The organism is Salsuginibacillus kocurii DSM 18087, assembly GCF_000377705.1.
Taxonomy (GTDB): Bacteria; Bacillota; Bacilli; order Bacillales; family Marinococcaceae; genus Salsuginibacillus; species Salsuginibacillus kocurii.
This window is the reverse complement of the sequence record NZ_KB898626.1, coordinates 193,589-210,272: the sequence shown is the minus strand read 5'-3', so window position 1 is coordinate 210,272 and position 16,684 is coordinate 193,589. Positions and strand designations below refer to the sequence as shown.

Here is a 16,684-nt window from a genome sequence, read left to right as displayed (position 1 = left end):
TGTAGAGGGTTTGAATGCCTTTGCATAGGAGGGGGCTTCATGAGTTATCAACAGACAAAAATGTGGATTGTGGATAAAGGGGTAGAGAAAGAAACGAAACGAGGTCATTTAAGGGAAGCAGGCCTGTGCATAAGTGAAGGTCAGGTGATAGCTTTCCCTACAGAAACGGTGTATGGTCTTGGCGCAAATGCCTGGGACAATCAAGCCCTTGCTCGAATTTTTGCTGCAAAAGGCCGTCCGGATGATAACCCATTAATATTACATATTGATGAGGTGGAAAAACTAACGTCTATAACTTCAAACATTCCTTTGCTTGCTGAGAAATTGATTTCAGCGTATTGGCCTGGTCCCTTAACACTCGTTTTACCAAAAGCGAAAGAAGTATCAGAACGAGTGACTGGAGGATTACATACAGTAGCTGTCCGTCTACCCGACCACCCAGTCGCGCGGGAAATTATTCGTCAAGCTGACGTGCCGGTAGCTGCTCCGAGTGCGAACCGTTCCGGGAAACCAAGTCCAACGACAGCTAGACATGTTTATGAAGATTTAAATGGAAGAATTGACGGAATCGTGGATGGGGGTCCCACCGGATATGGTTTGGAATCTACTGTCGTAGATGCCACCGGAGAGATACCAGTTATTTTACGCCCGGGTGGAATTACGGCTTATGACATTGAAGCAGTATGTGGAAGCGTAGCTATAGACCCGGCCTTGAGTCAGCAGAAAGAAAGCGACCAGCCTAAATCTCCTGGTCTAAAATACCGCCATTATGCGCCCGAAGCTCCTGTTTACATTATAGAAGGGACACTGCCTTTCATTCAGGAACAAATTAACAAACAGCAATACGAAGGAAAGAAAGTGGCTCTTCTGACTGTAAATGAACATCTTAATGAAGTAGAGGCAAGCATTCCCCTATCGCTTGGTTCGATCGTGAATGCGGTGGAGCTAGGAGCTTCACTATATGCAGCTTTGCGTACAGCAGATGAAAAAGGGGCCGATATTATATTTGCCGAATCTTTTTCTCGCGAGGGTGTTGGGGAAGCTTTGATGAACCGGCTTGAAAAAGCGGCAAGCGGTCGCTACATAAGAAAGTAAGAGCTCTTTTCAGGGAATGAGTAGTGTTCTTGCATGAATGAATAGTAGTAGAGTTGCAGCTGTGAAGGCCGCAACTCTTTTTGTGTAGAAGTGTCAGCAGTGCTAAGCATTACTTAGCTGTAAAGAAATCATCCACTCCCATCACCCTGAGCAAAAGCCGAAAGATTTTTGATTGCATTTGCACTTGTAATATCGACGCCTTACCGCCTTGTATCGTCATTATCTGCGTTTAAGAAACGTTCGCTGTTTCAGCTTTTCTTTGTCTATTCTTTCGTTTTTAGCATACATCTGAAAGATAGAGGGATGGACAAGGAGGAATTGTTGTGACGGAATGGACAGGTACGGGGCTTCTTGCTTTGGCTTTAGGGATGGATGCATTTTCCGTCTCTCTCGCCTTGGGGATGAAACAGCGTAGCAAAAATGCTATCTGGTTCGCCGCAGCGATGGTCGGAGCCTTCCATATGCTAATGCCCGTTATCGGAATAGCAGGGGGGCATTATTTAGCAGATGTGTTTGGCCAAGGTGCATTATGGGCTGGCGCACTGCTTCTAGTAGCAATAGGGGTCCATATGTTACTAGAAGCTAACCAGCCAAATACCTCTCCTTGGTATTCTTTATCAGGTGCGGGAATAGTGGTGTTTGCATTTATAGTTAGTTTGGACAGCCTTTCTGCCGGTATGACATTAGGTATTGTCGGGGTTCACCTATGGATTGTGCTTTTGTTATTTGGGCTGATGAGCGCGTTATGTACCCTGGTAGGGTTAGTTGGCGCAAGGATTTTTCATAAGAAGTACGGGGTGATTGGAGAGTGTGTGGGCGGTTTGATTTTATTATTTTTCGGGTTAAAAATGGCAGCGGAACTAATTCTAACGTAGGGATTATCCACCTTTGTTTGTGAGACAAATGTCATGGATTTCTCTCTGCCTCGATTTGGTTAGCTTGTTAAATATGATAAAATATAAATATATTCAATTTGGCAAATGAAGCAGAAAGGCAGGGAAAATGGATGAAGCACATTCTGATTGTGTGCACTGGAAATACATGTCGCAGCCCGATGGCTCAAGCTATTCTAGATGCCAAAAATGAAGGGAATTTAGAAGTTCGTTCAGCAGGAATTAGTGCTGTGCCAGGCATGGACCCTGCTGAGGAAGCAAAAGCTGTATTACAGGAAAAAGGGATAGATGTGAAGCATTCTTCGCAGCCGGTAGATGAACAATTAATCGAATGGGCAGATGTAATATTGACAATGACGCGCACCCATTTAGAGATGCTTAAGCGTCTCTACCCATCCGCTTCGTCGAAAGCGTTCACGTTAAAAACTTTTGTTGCAGGTGAGGACACAGACGATGTAGACATCTCAGATCCAATTGGCGGAGGACTTGGTGTATACCGGGCCACTGCCACAGAACTAGAGCGCCTCTTAGATCAAGCACTCGCTAAAATTAAAGAAGATGGGTAGGAAAGTGTGCCGTCATGTCAAAGGGGAAATACCGTTTTAGTTTACGAAAAAACGTGTATTAGGGGTTACCGCTCTTTCTGTTGTTACGTATGGGACAAGTTTATTTTTTATTTTTGTGTTAGCAGATTGGCTCCCGGCAGAATGGGCTATTTCAAAGGAAGCTTTTTGTGTTTACTCTTGTTTTAGGTTGGATGTGGAGTGGGGTTCTTGCTTTTTTTGCAGCTCCGTTAGTAACCAAACCATTAGGGCGAATTGAACACGCAGCTAAGCGTGCAGCTGATGGGGACATCCGTGAAGATGTAACAGCTACGAAATCAGATGATGAACTAAGGTCACTTGCACTAGCTTATAATGATATGGTTGGTAGTATCCGCAAAATGGTAGGCAACATTGAAGCGAATTTTAAAGAAACGAACCAAAAAGTAGCTGAGATTACTGAGGCTTCTGAAAGTGTAACCTCGGAAGCAGAGAATAGTGCCGCTACAATCGGGGAAATTTCACAAGGAGCAGAAAGTTCCTCTTATTCGATCCAGAACAAAGCGGAGTCGGTAGAAGATGTGACCGTATTGCTGAGCAAGTTCAAGATCACGCCGCTTGAAAGAAACGATTGATAAATTTGCGATGTAAATAGAGAAAGGATGAGTAGAGATGAAAATTGCGATTGGTTCAGACCATGCTGGCTATAAATTAAAAAAAGAAATTTTGCCATTGCTTGAGGAGAGGGGTCTTTCTTTTGAAGATGTAGGCACAGAAGGACCAGATTCCGTAGATTATCCCGATTTTGCCAAGGAGGTTGCTGAAAAAGTGGCCGCCGGCACGGTGGACCGCGGTATTTTAATTTGCGGAACGGGTATTGGCATGTCAATTAGTGCTAATAAAGTAGAAGGCATTCGTTGTGCGCTTGTGCACGATGTATTTAGTGCAAAAGCAACGAGACAGCATAATGATTCTAATATTCTCGCCATGGGAGAACGTATTATTGGACCGGGTCTAGCTCAAGAAATAACAGCAGCTTGGTTGGATACAGACTATGAAGGCGGCCGTCACGCTCTCCGCGTTGAAAAAATGATGAATATTGAAATGAAATAATATAACTAAAAGATCTTGTTTCTTTATCACTCTGCTCATTTGAGGACAAACAAATGTAAAGATCATAAAAAGAATACAAGATCTTTTTTATGTTCGTGTAGGACTGCTTAAGAGTTAGACAGCAAACAAAACCAATTTCCCTATAAAGGTAGAAGTTGGCGGATAACTGAAAGGAGGAGGGCTAAGTGAAAATGAAAGAGCTTCGTCAGCAGCTGCAAATTGCATTGGATGATTTGAATGAAGCAGCACAGCTTGGGGAAGGAGATTTGCTAGTTGTAGGTACCTCCACAAGTGAAGTGATTGGTGAAAAAATCGGTTCAGGAGGCTCAGAGGAAGTAGCGGACGCCCTATTTGCAGAATTCAAAGCATTCGAAGAAAAAACAGGAGCTTTTACCGCCTTTCAAGGATGTGAGCATATAAACCGGGCCCTGGTGCTGCCAAGGCAAGCAGCCAGGCAGAGGGGTTATGATGAAGTGAGTGTCATTCCACACACAAAAGCAGGAGGTTCAATGTGCACGCATGCGTACCATCATGGGAAGGATATGATGGTCGTAGAAAATGTACGGGCTGAAGCAGGGATCGATATTGGGGATACGTTGATTGGTATGCATTTAAAACCTGTTGCTGTTCCTGTGCGTTCAACCGTAAAAACGATAGGCGATGCTCATGTAACCATGGCCCGCACTCGTCCTAAATTAATTGGCGGCGTTCGAGCTACGTATGCTTAGTCTTTTCCCAACATTTGCTTAAAGGGGTCAATGTTTCTGGTGCAGCAATGAATGAGTCCTGTTTGTCTCTCTTCATCTTCATCTGCAACTTTGTGTATAAATTCGAAAAAAACCTTCACCTACCTTCCAGGCATGTTACAATAGAACCGAATATTTTACGAGTTGCAGGGGAGAGCGTTCGGATAACCTCTGCTAGAGAAAGGGGAATATCGCACAATGGAATCGACAAAGCATGAACACCCTATGGGGACTGTAAAAAAACAAGATCCTGCCGTTTTTGCAGCGCTAGAAAATGAACTTAAACGCCAACGGGAAAAAATTGAACTTATTGCTTCGGAGAACTTCGTAAGCCAAGCAGTTATGGAAGCTCAAGGCTCTGTACTTACAAACAAATATGCAGAAGGTTATCCTGGCCGCCGCTATTATGGAGGTTGTGAACATGTAGATGTCGCTGAAGATATTGCCCGGGACCGTGCCAAAGAATTGTTTGGCGCAGAACATGTGAACGTCCAGCCTCACTCTGGGGCTCAGGCTAACATGGCCGTTTATTATACAGCTTTAGAACACGGTGACACAGTGCTTGGGATGAACCTTTCCCATGGCGGTCATTTGACGCACGGGGCTCCGGTAAACTTCAGCGGAGTTCAATATAATTTTGTAGATTATGGCGTAGATAAAGATACGCAGTATATCGATTATGATGAAGTGTTAAAAGCAGCGAAAGAGCATCAGCCGAAAATGATCGTAGCTGGTGCCAGCGCATACCCAAGGGAGATCGACTTTAAAAAGTTCCGGGAGATTGCCGATGAAGTAGGGGCTTATCTAATGGTGGATATGGCTCATATTGCTGGGCTTGTAGCCACAGGAGACCATAACACCCCTGTTCCTCACGCACATTTTGTTACCACCACCACTCATAAAACATTACGTGGTCCACGTGGCGGCTTAATTCTTTGTGAAGAACAATTCGGAAAGAAGATTGATAAAGCAGTATTTCCAGGACTTCAGGGCGGCCCATTAATGCACGTCATTGCTGCTAAAGCTGTAGCTTTTGGCGAAGCACTTCAGCCTGAATTTAAAACGTACGGTCAATCTATTATCAAAAATGCCAAGCGCCTGGGTGAAGCCTTAAAACGTGGCGGCATTGACCTCGTTTCTGACGGTACTGACAATCATTTGCTCCTCTTGGATCTGCGTAGCTTAAACCTTACCGGAAAAATTGCTGAAAAAGCGCTGGATGAAGTTGGGCTTACCACAAATAAAAATGGAATTCCGTTTGATCCTGAAAGCCCATTTGTAACAAGCGGCATCCGTATTGGGACTGCAGCCGTTACCTCGCGTGGGTTTGGAGAAGCAGAAATGGATGAAATTGGCGAAGTTATGGCGCTTACCTTGAACAACCATGAAGATGAAGAGAAGCTAGAAGAAGCGAGAAAACGTGTGGCTGCCTTAACAGAGAAGTTCCCAATGTATACCCATTTATAAGAAAAGCTGTTTTTTTCCCTTTCATGCATGAAACAGAGCACAAAAACTGCGCCTTTCGCTAAAATGCGGGGCGCAATTTTTTGGCTTGCTGTTCACTTATTTTTTCTTCTCATATAAGTTCGGTTCACTTGTTTCAATCCTTGTTATTCTGGGCATTCTACAGACCGGGGAAGGAGAAGAACTCAATATGCAAAAAGTCAGAATCGTAATGTTTTTCATAAGCTCTTGAAGGCATCCTTCTTTTTATGTAGAATCTTGAAAGAATGAGTCATTCAATGAAGATGATATATATCGTTCGGCAAGCTAGCTTTACCATCTTTAATCGTGCAAATAAAGGAGAGCAGTGGATCTATGGGAAAAGTATACGTTTTCGACCATCCATTAATTCAACATAAGTTAACATTTATTCGTGACGTGAACACAGGCACTAAAGAGTTTAGAGAACTCGTCGATGAAGTGGCTGCTTTAATGGCATTTGAAATTACGCGCGATATTCAGTTGCAGGATGTTACAGTGGACACTCCTGTTGGACCATCGACATCGAAGCGAATCGCAGGGAAAAAGCTAGGCCTTGTGCCGATTTTACGTGCTGGACTCGGCATGGTAGATGGGATTTTACAGCTTATGCCGGCTGCAAAAGTGGGCCATGTCGGTTTATACCGTGACCCTGAAACCTTGCAGCCGGTTGAATATTACGTGAAGCTTCCAAGCGATGTGGAAGAACGCGAATTTATTGTCATTGATCCAATGCTTGCTACAGGAGGCTCAGCTGCAGAAGCCATTACCTCCATTAAAAAACGCGGAGCCACAAATATTAAGCTTATGTGCCTGATTGCTGCTCCTGAAGGTGTCGAAGTCGTACAGGAAGAGCACCCTGATGTAGATATCTTCTTGGCTGCCATGGACGAGAAGCTTGATGAAAAAGGGTACATTGTACCTGGCCTGGGTGATGCAGGTGACCGTCTGTTTGGAACAAAATAAAGTACGGAAGCGAAGCTTACAGGCTTCGCTTTCTGTCGTCCGAGCGAAAGGAATGGTGCATAGTGGCAAAGAAAATCAAAGTCATGACCGTATTTGGGACTCGGCCGGAAGCGATAAAAATGGCGCCGTTGTGTCTCGAACTTGAAAAACATACTGAGACGATTGAGCCGATCGTGACAGTAACCGGACAGCACCGGGAAATGCTTGATCAAGTACTTACGATGTTTGGCGTTACACCTGATTATGATTTAAACATTATGCAAGCCAGACAGACGTTGGCGGATGTAACAACTCGAGCGTTACAAGGGCTCGATGATATTTTGAAAAGCGTAAAGCCGGATATTGTGCTCGTTCACGGAGATACGACCACGACGTTTGTGGCCAGCCTAGCTGCTTATTACAACCAAATTGCTGTTGGTCATGTGGAAGCTGGGCTCCGTACATGGGAGAAATATGCTCCGTTCCCGGAAGAGTTAAACAGACAGTTAACCGGGGTGATGGCAGACTTACATTTTGCTCCAACAGAACAAGCAGAACAAAATCTCCTTGCTGAGAATAAAGAAGCTGAACACGTGTATGTCACCGGAAATACGGCAATTGATGCCTTAAAGACGACAGTTTCAGATGATTATGAGCATGAAGTGTTAGAAAAATTAGGCAAAGACCGCCTCGTTTTAATGACCGCTCACCGCCGTGAAAATCTCGGCGAACCGATGCGGGGAATGTTTAAGGCGATTAAACGTCTCGTCACGGAAAATGAAGACGTACAAGTCGTTTATCCAGTTCATTTAAATCCGGTGGTAAGAGAAGCGGCAGATGACATTTTAGGAAACGACCCGCGCATTCATTTAATTGATCCTCTTGAAGTACGAGACTTTCATAATTTTGCTGCTCGCGCTGAAATCATTTTAACGGACTCCGGTGGCATTCAAGAAGAAGCTCCTTCACTTGGGACGCCAGTGCTGGTGCTGCGCAACACGACTGAGCGGCCAGAAGGAATTGAAGCGGGTACTTTAAAGCTTGCAGGTACGAAAGAAGAAGACCTCTATACACTGGCAAGCGAGTTGTTAAATGACGTAGCTGCCTATGAACAAATGTCCAAAGCTTCGAACCCTTACGGGGACGGGGAGGCTTCACGCCGTATTGCCGAAGCAATTGAACATTTCTTTGATAAGCGTGAGGATAAGCCAGATACATTCCGACCGCTCGGCTCTCGTTAACTTTTTCCAAAAACTCATACAACGTAAGCCCAAGAGGCTTGTAACCAGTCGTGATGAAACAATACCATGGCTGGTTTTTAATATATTCTTATCACTTTTCTTTATGGTTTAAGCACTGCGGTTAATTACTAAATTCTGGATAAAAAATTGCTGGCTGTTCACATATTTTTGCTCCTCACGGGCACGCTACCCTGTAAAGGAGGGTACGTGGAATGTTTTGGATGGTCATTTCCCGCATGCTGAAGTGCTGTGTACGTTTTGTTAAACCCGTCATTCAAAAAATAGCTCCTTTTTGGCTTCTCAAGATCCCAATCAATCCACAAGGGCTGGTCGCCCTTTCTATAAATAATCCCTATCTTCGTCGGTTGCGTTTGTGCTTTTTATTTACTGCTTTATTGATTGGCCAGTCATCCGCTTCTTCTGAGGTATCAGCAACTGACCAAGAGATTGAGCCGGTATCCATCGAAGAAGTGCAAATAGAAACAGACGAAGATATCAGGGAAGAGAAAATCAATGCCATCATTTCTTTACATCCTGATTCTGATACTAATGCCGTTTGGAACCATATTGAAACCCAACTCCCGTCTGTTGAAAAAGAAGAAGAGTTTGAGCATGCCCTAACTGGCTTTTCTGTTCTGTTGACTGAGGAGGAAGCTGATCAAATAGAAGAATTAACCGCGGTAAAAACAGTAGAAGAAGCAAAACAGTACACGGCCTCACTTAAAGAAAGTGTCCCATTTATCGGTGCAGAAGTGGTGCGTAATCGTTTAGATGAAAACGGTGTGCGTCTAAGCGGGAAAGGCATTAAAGTAGGAGTTATTGATACAGGCATCGACTATGATCATCCAGACTTAAGGCGTAATTTTAAAGGTGGAAAAGACTTAGTAGACCAAGACGATGACCCGATGGAAACGAAAAAAGATGGTGAAGCTGCCACCTTTCATGGTACTCATGTCTCGGGCATTATTGCCGCTAATGGAGCGGTCCGCGGCGTAGCGCCCGAAGCTGATCTATATGTATACCGAGCCCTTGGTCCAGGTGGCCATGGCTCTACCAATACGATATTGCAAGCAATTGAACAAGCTATTGAAGATGAAGTGGACGTGTTGAATTTGTCTCTCGGAAGTCCGGTAAACGGCCCCGATTGGCCGACTAGTGAAGCACTTGATCGGGCAGCTGAAGCAGGAATTATTACTGTTAGTTCTAATGGCAACAGTGGGCCTGGGATGTGGAGTGTTGGCTCTCCAGGCACTTCAGAGAAAACGATCTCAGTCGGTGCTTCTGTCCCGCCACTTAGACAACCGCAAATACATGTTAATGCTGAAGAAACAATGGAGATTCAACCTGTCCAAGGGACAATGCCATGGCGTTTCCATCGCCCGCTTATGCTGGCAGATGGGGGACTTGGCTTAGAGTCAGATTTAGAAAATATTCGCGGGAAAGCCGTATTAATAAACCGGGGCGGAATTTCCATTGAAGAAAAACTGGAAATGGCCAATAAAGCCGGGGCAGCTGCAGTTATTATTGCAAACAACACAGCAGGAGCTTTTCCAGCTGGTGTAGAAGATCCAGTTAAAATTCCCGCCGTAACGGTCACTAAAGAAGACGGAGCAGCTTTAGAAGACATGCTGGAAGAAAAGGAAACGGTCCCATTGTATACAGATTATATTGAAGAAACGGACCATATGGCCGGCTTCAGTTCAAGAGGACCAGTAGCGCAATCCTTTGCGATAAAGCCAGATGTTGTCGCGCCGGGTGTGGATATAGACAGCACGGTGCCAGAGGGATATTTGGCCTTAAATGGTACAAGTATGGCTGCCCCCCATGTTGCTGGGGCTGCAGCTTTAATTAAACAAGCACGTCCTGATTGGGGACCTCAGCAAGTAAAAGCTGCCTTGATGAATACTGCAATACCTTTAGACGACGATGACGCTGGCTTGTATCCACCATACGTACAGGGAGCAGGCCGAGTTGAGATTCCTGCTGCTCTTGAAGCAACAACCCTAGCGACACCGGGTAGCTTGTCATTTGGCACGATTGATGAGCCTGACACCCACCGGATCGAAAGGAATATGACGATTGAAAATCATGATAGCAGGAAAAGAAGCTACTCTTTTGAAGCCCCTACGCTCCTTGGCACAGGCTTGACCTGGCATTTGCCCACGCCACTCATCTTAGAGCCTGGTGAGACAGAAGAAGTGACTATTGGTTTGGAAATTCAGCCAGATGTCATTGACATGGACCATATTGATGGGCATGTCACCTTAGTAGGAGGACGAGAGGACATCGATATTCCTTTCCTGCTGTTTAAAAATGAGCCTGATTATCCACGGATAACGACGTTTCAACTACACGAACTTGAAGACAGTTATGCGTATGAATTATATGCACCAGGCGGGGCTGAACATGTGACCATTTTATTATATCAACCTGATACGTTCAGTTTTGCCGGAGAGTTTGATGAACTCCAGCAGATTAAGCCGGGTGTTACCGAACGTAAAATAAAGAAAGAGGACATTGACGTAGAGCCAGGTCTTTACCGTGCATTGATTCAAGCAACGTATAAAGGGAAAGAAGATACCATTGAAACGTTTGTCATTATTAATTAAACAAAGATAGGGGCTGTCCCAAAAGGCAGTCCCTTTTGTCATCATGACGAGGCTGCCATAGCGCAAATAAGGGGAACTCGCGACGTCGCACTCATTGGCGGTGGCACGGCACTTAATGCTCATGACACCGCACTCCGCCCTCGTCACTGTGCACCCGCTCCCGTCTAAGTGGGTGGCATGAAAAGCAGCCTGCACCCGCCCGGGGACTGCTGAAAAGTCAATTCCCCGCTAATTATATTTCAAACGTAATGAAGGCGAAGCCGAGGTTGCGCTTGAGCCTGTAAAGAAAAAAGCCTCTAACCTATAAACATAAAACTCGCTTCCGAAAACAGGAATTTTTGTAAAGGCAAAGCTTTTATGAAACTACAGAGAAGTAGTAGCGCATTTTAAAAATTACATTTTTATCCACTTTTACACACCTTATTTATATTAATGAAAGAAAAATAAAATTGTCAACATTTTGCCACAAATAATAATCAGCCTCAAAACCCTGTCATTTCAGCATTTTTTCTTATAATGAGCGTTGACATGCCAAGTAAGCTGTTGTACGATGACGGAGGGTATGTGAGAAGGTTTACATATAGATTGTGATTTTCCATTTGCCCTTGTTGTTTTGTCGTAATTTCAGACCGCTGTTAAGCGCACCCGGTTTGTGCAATGATTGTCCGCTGGAAGGGGGGAGGAGAAATGCGTCGCAATAACAAAAACCCCTTGCATGCGATGGCACTAACGTCACTCGTTCTATCATATCTCGTCGGTCCTCTATTGGTAGGCATATTTGGAGGGCGTTGGGTGGACGAGCAGTTAGGTACCGCTCCTTTCTTTTTTTTGATTGGCGTTCTGGGTGGAATTGGAACGGGGATCTATGGCTTGTTTCGGCTGCTTGGAGACTTTTTGGGAGACGATGATGAACAATGACAGATTTTAGCATGAAGATCCGGCTGTACGTGCAGTGGTCTTTGTATCTTACAGCTTTTTATGTGTTGGGCTGGGGATTCACAGATTACACGACGATCTTTGCTGGGCTGGTCCTTGGGGCAGTGTTTGCACTGTATAATTTATGGAGCATGTACAGCAAGGTGAAGAAGCTGGGTCAAACCGCCACAGAAGGGAAGCGCTTTTTAAGCCTTGGCACGTTTTCGCGGTTAGCGGTAGCAGTGCTTGCTGTGCTGATTGTGATTCGCTTTCCAGAACTCTTTCATCCAGTTGGTGTCGTGATTGGATTAATGACTCCTTATATCGTGATTTTGGTTCATGCCATCTTGCAAATAAGACACTTATAAACTATGAAATGAAAGAGTAACGTGCGTGAAACAAGGCGTTTTGGCCGTAAGAAGCAGGTGTTCATTAATTCTGTAAAGAGAGGTGAGACTTAGTGGGAGATCACGGAGATCCGATCGTGTATGAATTGTTTGGCATTTCTTGGCTTCATGTCAATTTGTCGAATATTATGATGCTTACCATCTCAGCAATTATTGTGTTTTTTATTGGCTTTTTCAGTGCACGAAAGCTGGGAATGAAACCGACCGGCATGCAAAACGTGTTTGAATGGCTGATTGATTTCATTAAAGGCATCATCAATAGCACCATGGATTGGAAAACTGGTGAACGCTTCTTTGGACTTGGTATTACCATTTTTCTATTTATCCTGATAGCAAACCTCATAGGGATTCCGTTTATGATCGTCTCGGAACCGGAACATAACGTATGGTGGAAGTCACCAACTGCTGATCCGATCATCACGATGACGTTCGCTATTATGGTTATTTTGCTTACCCATTACTATGGGCTTAAGCTTAAAGGGCCGAAAGAATACGGGAAAGATTATTTCCGTCCAGTGCCATTCCTCTTTCCATTGAAGGTTATTGAGGAATTTGCAAATGCGCTGACGCTTGGAATGCGTCTTTTCGGTAACCTTTATGCAAAGGAAATTTTGCTGGCGCTTCTGGCCGGTGCCGGTGGAACAGGGTTGCTTTATGCGTTTGCCGCTGGAGCTCCAATGGTTGCATGGCAGGCATTTAGTATTTTCCTAGCCACGATCCAGGCCTTTATTTTCCTCATGCTTACGATGGTGTATATGGCCCATAAAGTAAGCGATGATCATTAACACATGAAGTCGTTCTTATCATTCGATAAGGCTTCCATATATTTTTTAAAAAACATATTCTTAACGTTTAAAGGGAGGATTTTTCATTATGGAACTCGGAGCATTAGCAGCTGCAATTGCAGTAGGACTTGCTGCACTAGGTGCAGGTATTGGTAACGCAATGATCGTACGTAGCACAATCGAAGGTATCGCGCGTCAACCGGAACTAAAAAGTAGTCTTCAAACAGTAATGTTTATTGGTGTGGCCCTTGTAGAGGCGATTCCGATCATCGCTGTTGTTATTGCATTTTTGTCCATCTTCTAAAGACGCGAGCTTGTGATGTATGATGGCGGAGTCCGCTTTGTTTGCAGCTTCGCCATTCCTTTTGTATGACACCGGAAAGGAGTGAATTCCGTGCCTGAAGTAATCACATGGGGCGACACGATATTTGCGATAGTGACCTTCATTATTCTACTCATGCTTTTGCGCAAATTTGCATGGGGACCAATCATGAACATGATGAAAGAACGTGAAGAGCATATCGCACAAGAGATTGAAACAGCAGAAAAGAACCGTAAAGAAGCAGAAAACTACCTCGAAGAGCAGCGTCAAGAAGTACAAAACGCACGCGATGAGGCTCGAAATATTGTAGATAATGCTAAGAAAACTGGCGAAAAGCAGCGGGAAGAGATTATGACTCAAGCTCGGGACGAAGCAGAGCGCTTAAAAGAAAGTGCACGTGTAGAAATTGCCCGTGAAAAAGAGCAAGCGGTCGCTGAAGTTCGAGATCAAGTAGCTAGTCTTTCCGTTTTAATTGCTTCAAAGGTAATTGACAAAGAGCTTGATGAGAAAGAACAGGAACAAATGATTGAAGATTATCTTAAAGAGGTAGGCGAAGAGCTATGAGTAACTCTACAATAGCGAATCGTTACGCCGTAGCTCTATTTGACTTAGCTGAAGAGCACAACCAAATTGAAGAAAGAACAGCTGAGCTGCAAGGTGTAAAGCAGGTATTTGAGTCAACGCCTGAACTTGTTGAGGTCCTCGAGCATCCAAATGTGACCTATGCGAGGAAAGAAGAGTTGCTCGATTCTGCTTTCGCTTCGTGCCATTATTATATTAAGAACACCTTGAAATTAATGCTTAATCAAAAGCGAATTAATTTGGTCGTTCCCATGATTGAAGCCTTTCAAACCTTTTCTGATGAAGTAAGAAGTGTAGCACGTGCAGACGTGTACACGGTTAAACCGTTATCCGAACAGGAAAAGCGCTTGATTGAAGAAAAGTTTGCAAAGCGTATTGGAAAACAGACAATGCAAGTAACAAACCATATCGACCCGGAATTAATCGGAGGTCTCCGCCTGCGCGCAGGTAATTTGATCTTCGACGGCAGCGTAAAAGGGCAGTTAAACCGCCTCGAACGTGAACTGACAACCGGGAAACGTTAGAAGATAGGGGTGAACGTAAGTGAGCATCAAACCTGATGAGATTAGCTCTCTAATCAAACAACAGATTGAAAACTTCCAATCTGACGTTGAATCCAGCGAAGTCGGTACTGTAACGACCGTTGGTGACGGGATTGCACGTGCCCACGGTCTTGATAACGTCATGGCCGGTGAGCTGCTGGAGTTCTCCAACGGTGTGATGGGTATGGCTCAGAACCTGGAGGAAAGCAACGTCGGTATTGTTATTTTAGGTGAATTCACAGACATTCGTGAGGGCGATGAAGTAAAGCGAACTGGCCGTATTATGGAGGTACCAGTTGGTGAAGAATTGCTTGGCCGTGTTGTAAACCCACTTGGTCAGCCACTGGACGGCAAAGGCTCCGTTGAAACGACGAAGAGTCGTCCAATCGAAAGCCCGGCACCAGGAGTTATGGACCGGAAATCCGTTCATGAACCAATGCAAACAGGAATCAAGTCAATTGACTCTATGATTCCAATCGGCCGCGGCCAGCGTGAGCTTATTGTAGGTGACCGCCAAACAGGTAAAACATCGATCGCCGTGGATACGATTTTGAATCAAAAAGATGAAGATGTCATTTGTATTTATGTAGCTATCGGTCAGAAAGAATCGACCGTTTCCGGACTTGTCGAAACGCTTCGTCAAAAAGGTGCCCTTGATTACACGATTGTAGTGTCGGCCGGTGCATCGGACCCTGCCCCATTACTTTTCCTAGCTCCTTATGCTGGTGTGTCTATGGGTGAAGAGTTTATGTATAACGGCAAGCACGTGCTTGTAGTTTATGATGACCTTACCAAGCAGGCATCTGCTTATCGTGAGCTTTCCCTCTTGCTTCGTCGCCCACCAGGACGTGAAGCTTACCCAGGGGACGTATTCTTCCTTCACTCTCGTTTGCTTGAGCGTGCAGCGAAGTTAAGTGACGACAAAGGTGCTGGCTCTTTAACAGCGCTTCCGTTTATTGAAACCCAGGCCGGAGACGTTTCAGCTTATATTCCGACCAACGTAATTTCGATTACAGACGGCCAAATCTTCCTGCAGGGCGACTTATTCCACTCTGGTGTTCGTCCGGCCGTAAACGCAGGGATTTCCGTATCACGTGTCGGTGGTTCCGCCCAGATCAAGGCGATGAAAAAGGTAGCAGGTACTCTTCGTTTGGACCTTGCTGCATTCCGTGAATTAGAAGCATTTGCTCAGTTCGGTTCAGACCTTGATGCGTCTACCCGGGCAAAGCTTGCTCGTGGTGAGCGGACCGTTGAAATCTTGAAACAGGATCTTAACCAGCCACTTCCGGTTGAAAAACAGGTAGCGATTATTTATGCCCTGACGGAAGGCTTCTTGGATGATATACCAGTAGAAGACGTGAAACGTTTTGAAAGTGAGTTATTTACGCATTTGGATAGTGAGCATGCTGAACTCTTGGCAAGCATCCGTGAAACAGGAAATCTTCCAGAAAAAGAAGACTTTAATAACGCAATTGAAGGCTTCAAGAAGGGTTTTCACGTATCCAACTAATTTGATGGGAATGCGCGGGTCGAAGTCTACATGTTCTGCTTCGACCTGATGAAAAGGTGGTGAAACGAGCGTGGCTTCATTACGTGAGATTAAAACACGGATCGGTTCCACGAAAAAAACGCGCCAGATTACCAAAGCGATGCAAATGGTATCGGCAGCAAAATTAAATCGTGCACAAACGAACGCGCAGTCGTACGAGCCTTATACGCAAAAGATTCGGGAAGTAGTAGCTAGTATTGCTTCAAGCGAATCAGACTCCTCGCATCCGATGCTTGAATCGCGGCCAGTCAAAAAGACCGGCTACATCGTCATTACATCAGATCGGGGATTGGCAGGTGCTTATAACGCAGGACTGCTTCGTTCGCTGATCGAAACCATCAACGAGCGGCACCAGTCCGAAGAGGAATATACGTTATTCGTGCTTGGACGCATTGGTTCGGAGATGCTCGAACGCCGTGGATTTACGATTGAAAATAAAATCACCGGTTTAGCAGATAACCCTGCTTTCTCCGATATTAAAGATATTACGCGTGATTCGGTACAAATGTTTGAAAATGAAGATGTGGATCAACTGTATTTATGGTACAACCACTTTATCAGCCCGCTTCGTCAAGATGTCACCGAACAGAAATTGCTTCCTCTCACTGATTTAGCTGAAGAGAACGATTCGAACCAAGCCTCTTATGAGTTCGAACCGTCCGAGGAAGTCATTTTAGAACAGCTTTTGCCTCAATATGCAGAGAGTCTAATTTACGGTACGCTGCTTGATGCAAAGGCCAGTGAATTCGGCGCACGGATGACGGCAATGAGTGCAGCAACCGAAAATGCGAACAACATGATCGATGACTTGACACTCAGTTATAACCGGGCAAGACAAGCGGCAATCACACAAGAATTGTCTGAAATTGTAGGCGGAGCTTCTGCCCTTGAATAAACTTGAAGAACGTTTTTGACA

The 16,684-nt window shown here is 44.8% G+C and carries 18 protein-coding genes; all 18 read left to right on the top strand.

What is annotated here, in order from left to right:
- Window positions 1-39 precede the first annotated feature (39 nt).
- The 18 genes from D469_RS0109635 to atpG all read left to right on the top strand — a co-directional run bounded on the left by D469_RS0109635 (window position 40) and on the right by atpG (window position 16,663).
- Window positions 40-1,095, top strand: coding sequence for an L-threonylcarbamoyladenylate synthase (locus D469_RS0109635; protein ID WP_018923183.1), 1,056 nt, complete (start codon window positions 40-42; stop codon window positions 1,093-1,095).
- Between the two features lie 323 nt (window positions 1,096-1,418).
- On the top strand, window positions 1,419-1,970 hold the full coding sequence (locus tag D469_RS0109630) for a manganese efflux pump MntP (RefSeq protein WP_018923182.1): 552 nt from the start codon (window positions 1,419-1,421) through the stop codon (window positions 1,968-1,970).
- 131 nt (window positions 1,971-2,101) lie between these two features.
- Complete coding sequence (locus D469_RS0109625; protein WP_018923181.1) at window positions 2,102-2,554, top strand: low molecular weight protein arginine phosphatase; 453 nt, start codon at window positions 2,102-2,104, stop codon at window positions 2,552-2,554.
- Window positions 2,555-2,721: 167 nt separating this feature from the next.
- Entirely contained in the window at window positions 2,722-3,165 is a 444-nt protein-coding gene (locus D469_RS20105; protein WP_026286188.1) for a HAMP domain-containing protein, read from the top strand.
- Window positions 3,166-3,202: 37 nt separating this feature from the next.
- A complete protein-coding gene (gene rpiB, locus D469_RS0109615; RefSeq protein ID WP_018923180.1) occupies window positions 3,203-3,643 on the top strand; it encodes a ribose 5-phosphate isomerase B in 441 nt (146 codons plus the stop codon).
- 191 nt (window positions 3,644-3,834) lie between these two features.
- Window positions 3,835-4,371, top strand: coding sequence for a TIGR01440 family protein (locus tag D469_RS0109610; protein ID WP_026286187.1), 537 nt, complete (start codon window positions 3,835-3,837; stop codon window positions 4,369-4,371).
- Between the two features lie 243 nt (window positions 4,372-4,614).
- Window positions 4,615-5,856, top strand: a complete 1,242-nt coding sequence (gene glyA / locus D469_RS0109605; protein WP_026286186.1) for a serine hydroxymethyltransferase — start codon at window positions 4,615-4,617, stop codon at window positions 5,854-5,856.
- A 351-nt stretch (window positions 5,857-6,207) separates the two neighbouring features.
- Complete coding sequence (gene upp, locus D469_RS0109600; protein ID WP_018923177.1) at window positions 6,208-6,837, top strand: uracil phosphoribosyltransferase; 630 nt, start codon at window positions 6,208-6,210, stop codon at window positions 6,835-6,837.
- Between the two features lie 62 nt (window positions 6,838-6,899).
- A complete protein-coding gene (gene wecB / locus D469_RS0109595) occupies window positions 6,900-8,057 on the top strand; it encodes a non-hydrolyzing UDP-N-acetylglucosamine 2-epimerase (protein WP_018923176.1) in 1,158 nt (385 codons plus the stop codon).
- A gap of 212 nt (window positions 8,058-8,269) precedes the next feature.
- A complete protein-coding gene (locus D469_RS0109590) occupies window positions 8,270-10,666 on the top strand; it encodes a S8 family serine peptidase (protein ID WP_018923175.1) in 2,397 nt (798 codons plus the stop codon).
- 687 nt (window positions 10,667-11,353) lie between these two features.
- Entirely contained in the window at window positions 11,354-11,584 is a 231-nt protein-coding gene (locus D469_RS0109585) for an AtpZ/AtpI family protein (protein ID WP_018923174.1), read from the top strand.
- Entirely contained in the window at window positions 11,581-11,949 is a 369-nt protein-coding gene (locus tag D469_RS0109580) for an ATP synthase subunit I (RefSeq protein ID WP_018923173.1), read from the top strand. Before D469_RS0109585 ends, D469_RS0109580 begins: the two co-directional genes overlap by 4 nt.
- 113 nt (window positions 11,950-12,062) lie before the next feature.
- On the top strand, window positions 12,063-12,773 hold the full coding sequence (atpB, locus tag D469_RS0109575; RefSeq protein WP_026286185.1) for a F0F1 ATP synthase subunit A: 711 nt from the start codon (window positions 12,063-12,065) through the stop codon (window positions 12,771-12,773).
- A gap of 88 nt (window positions 12,774-12,861) precedes the next feature.
- A complete protein-coding gene (gene atpE, locus D469_RS0109570; RefSeq protein WP_018923171.1) occupies window positions 12,862-13,077 on the top strand; it encodes a F0F1 ATP synthase subunit C in 216 nt (71 codons plus the stop codon).
- 90 nt (window positions 13,078-13,167) lie between these two features.
- The gene (gene atpF / locus D469_RS0109565; protein ID WP_018923170.1) at window positions 13,168-13,659 is read left to right on the top strand and encodes a F0F1 ATP synthase subunit B; all 492 of its coding nucleotides are present in this window, start codon (window positions 13,168-13,170) and stop codon (window positions 13,657-13,659) included.
- Window positions 13,656-14,201, top strand: a complete 546-nt coding sequence (locus tag D469_RS0109560; protein ID WP_018923169.1) for a F0F1 ATP synthase subunit delta — start codon at window positions 13,656-13,658, stop codon at window positions 14,199-14,201. The genes atpF and D469_RS0109560 overlap by 4 nt, the downstream gene beginning before the upstream one ends.
- A 19-nt stretch (window positions 14,202-14,220) precedes the next feature.
- Window positions 14,221-15,729 carry a F0F1 ATP synthase subunit alpha gene (gene atpA, locus D469_RS0109555; protein ID WP_018923168.1) on the top strand — a complete coding sequence of 503 codons (1,509 nt, stop codon included), beginning with the start codon at window positions 14,221-14,223 and terminating at the stop codon, window positions 15,727-15,729.
- A gap of 70 nt (window positions 15,730-15,799) precedes the next feature.
- Window positions 15,800-16,663 carry an ATP synthase F1 subunit gamma gene (gene atpG / locus D469_RS0109550; RefSeq protein ID WP_018923167.1) on the top strand — a complete coding sequence of 288 codons (864 nt, stop codon included), beginning with the start codon at window positions 15,800-15,802 and terminating at the stop codon, window positions 16,661-16,663.
- Window positions 16,664-16,684: the final 21 nt, after the last annotated feature.

Bases quoted from the DNA above. Each gene is read 5' to 3' on its own strand.
- D469_RS0109585 (WP_018923174.1), top strand. From the start codon at position 11,354: ATGCGTCGCAATAACAAAAACCCCTTGCATGCGATGGCACTAACGTCA.
- D469_RS0109610 (WP_026286187.1), top strand. From the start codon at position 3,835: ATGAAAGAGCTTCGTCAGCAGCTGCAAATTGCATTGGATGATTTGAAT.
- upp (WP_018923177.1), top strand. From the start codon at position 6,208: ATGGGAAAAGTATACGTTTTCGACCATCCATTAATTCAACATAAGTTA.
- rpiB (WP_018923180.1), top strand. From the start codon at position 3,203: ATGAAAATTGCGATTGGTTCAGACCATGCTGGCTATAAATTAAAAAAA.
- D469_RS0109625 (WP_018923181.1), top strand. From the start codon at position 2,102: ATGAAGCACATTCTGATTGTGTGCACTGGAAATACATGTCGCAGCCCG.
- D469_RS0109560 (WP_018923169.1), top strand. From the start codon at position 13,656: ATGAGTAACTCTACAATAGCGAATCGTTACGCCGTAGCTCTATTTGAC.
- D469_RS0109635 (WP_018923183.1), top strand. From the start codon at position 40: ATGAGTTATCAACAGACAAAAATGTGGATTGTGGATAAAGGGGTAGAG.
- D469_RS0109580 (WP_018923173.1), top strand. From the start codon at position 11,581: ATGACAGATTTTAGCATGAAGATCCGGCTGTACGTGCAGTGGTCTTTG.
- D469_RS0109590 (WP_018923175.1), top strand. From the start codon at position 8,270: ATGTTTTGGATGGTCATTTCCCGCATGCTGAAGTGCTGTGTACGTTTT.
- glyA (WP_026286186.1), top strand. From the start codon at position 4,615: ATGGGGACTGTAAAAAAACAAGATCCTGCCGTTTTTGCAGCGCTAGAA.
- atpE (WP_018923171.1), top strand. From the start codon at position 12,862: ATGGAACTCGGAGCATTAGCAGCTGCAATTGCAGTAGGACTTGCTGCA.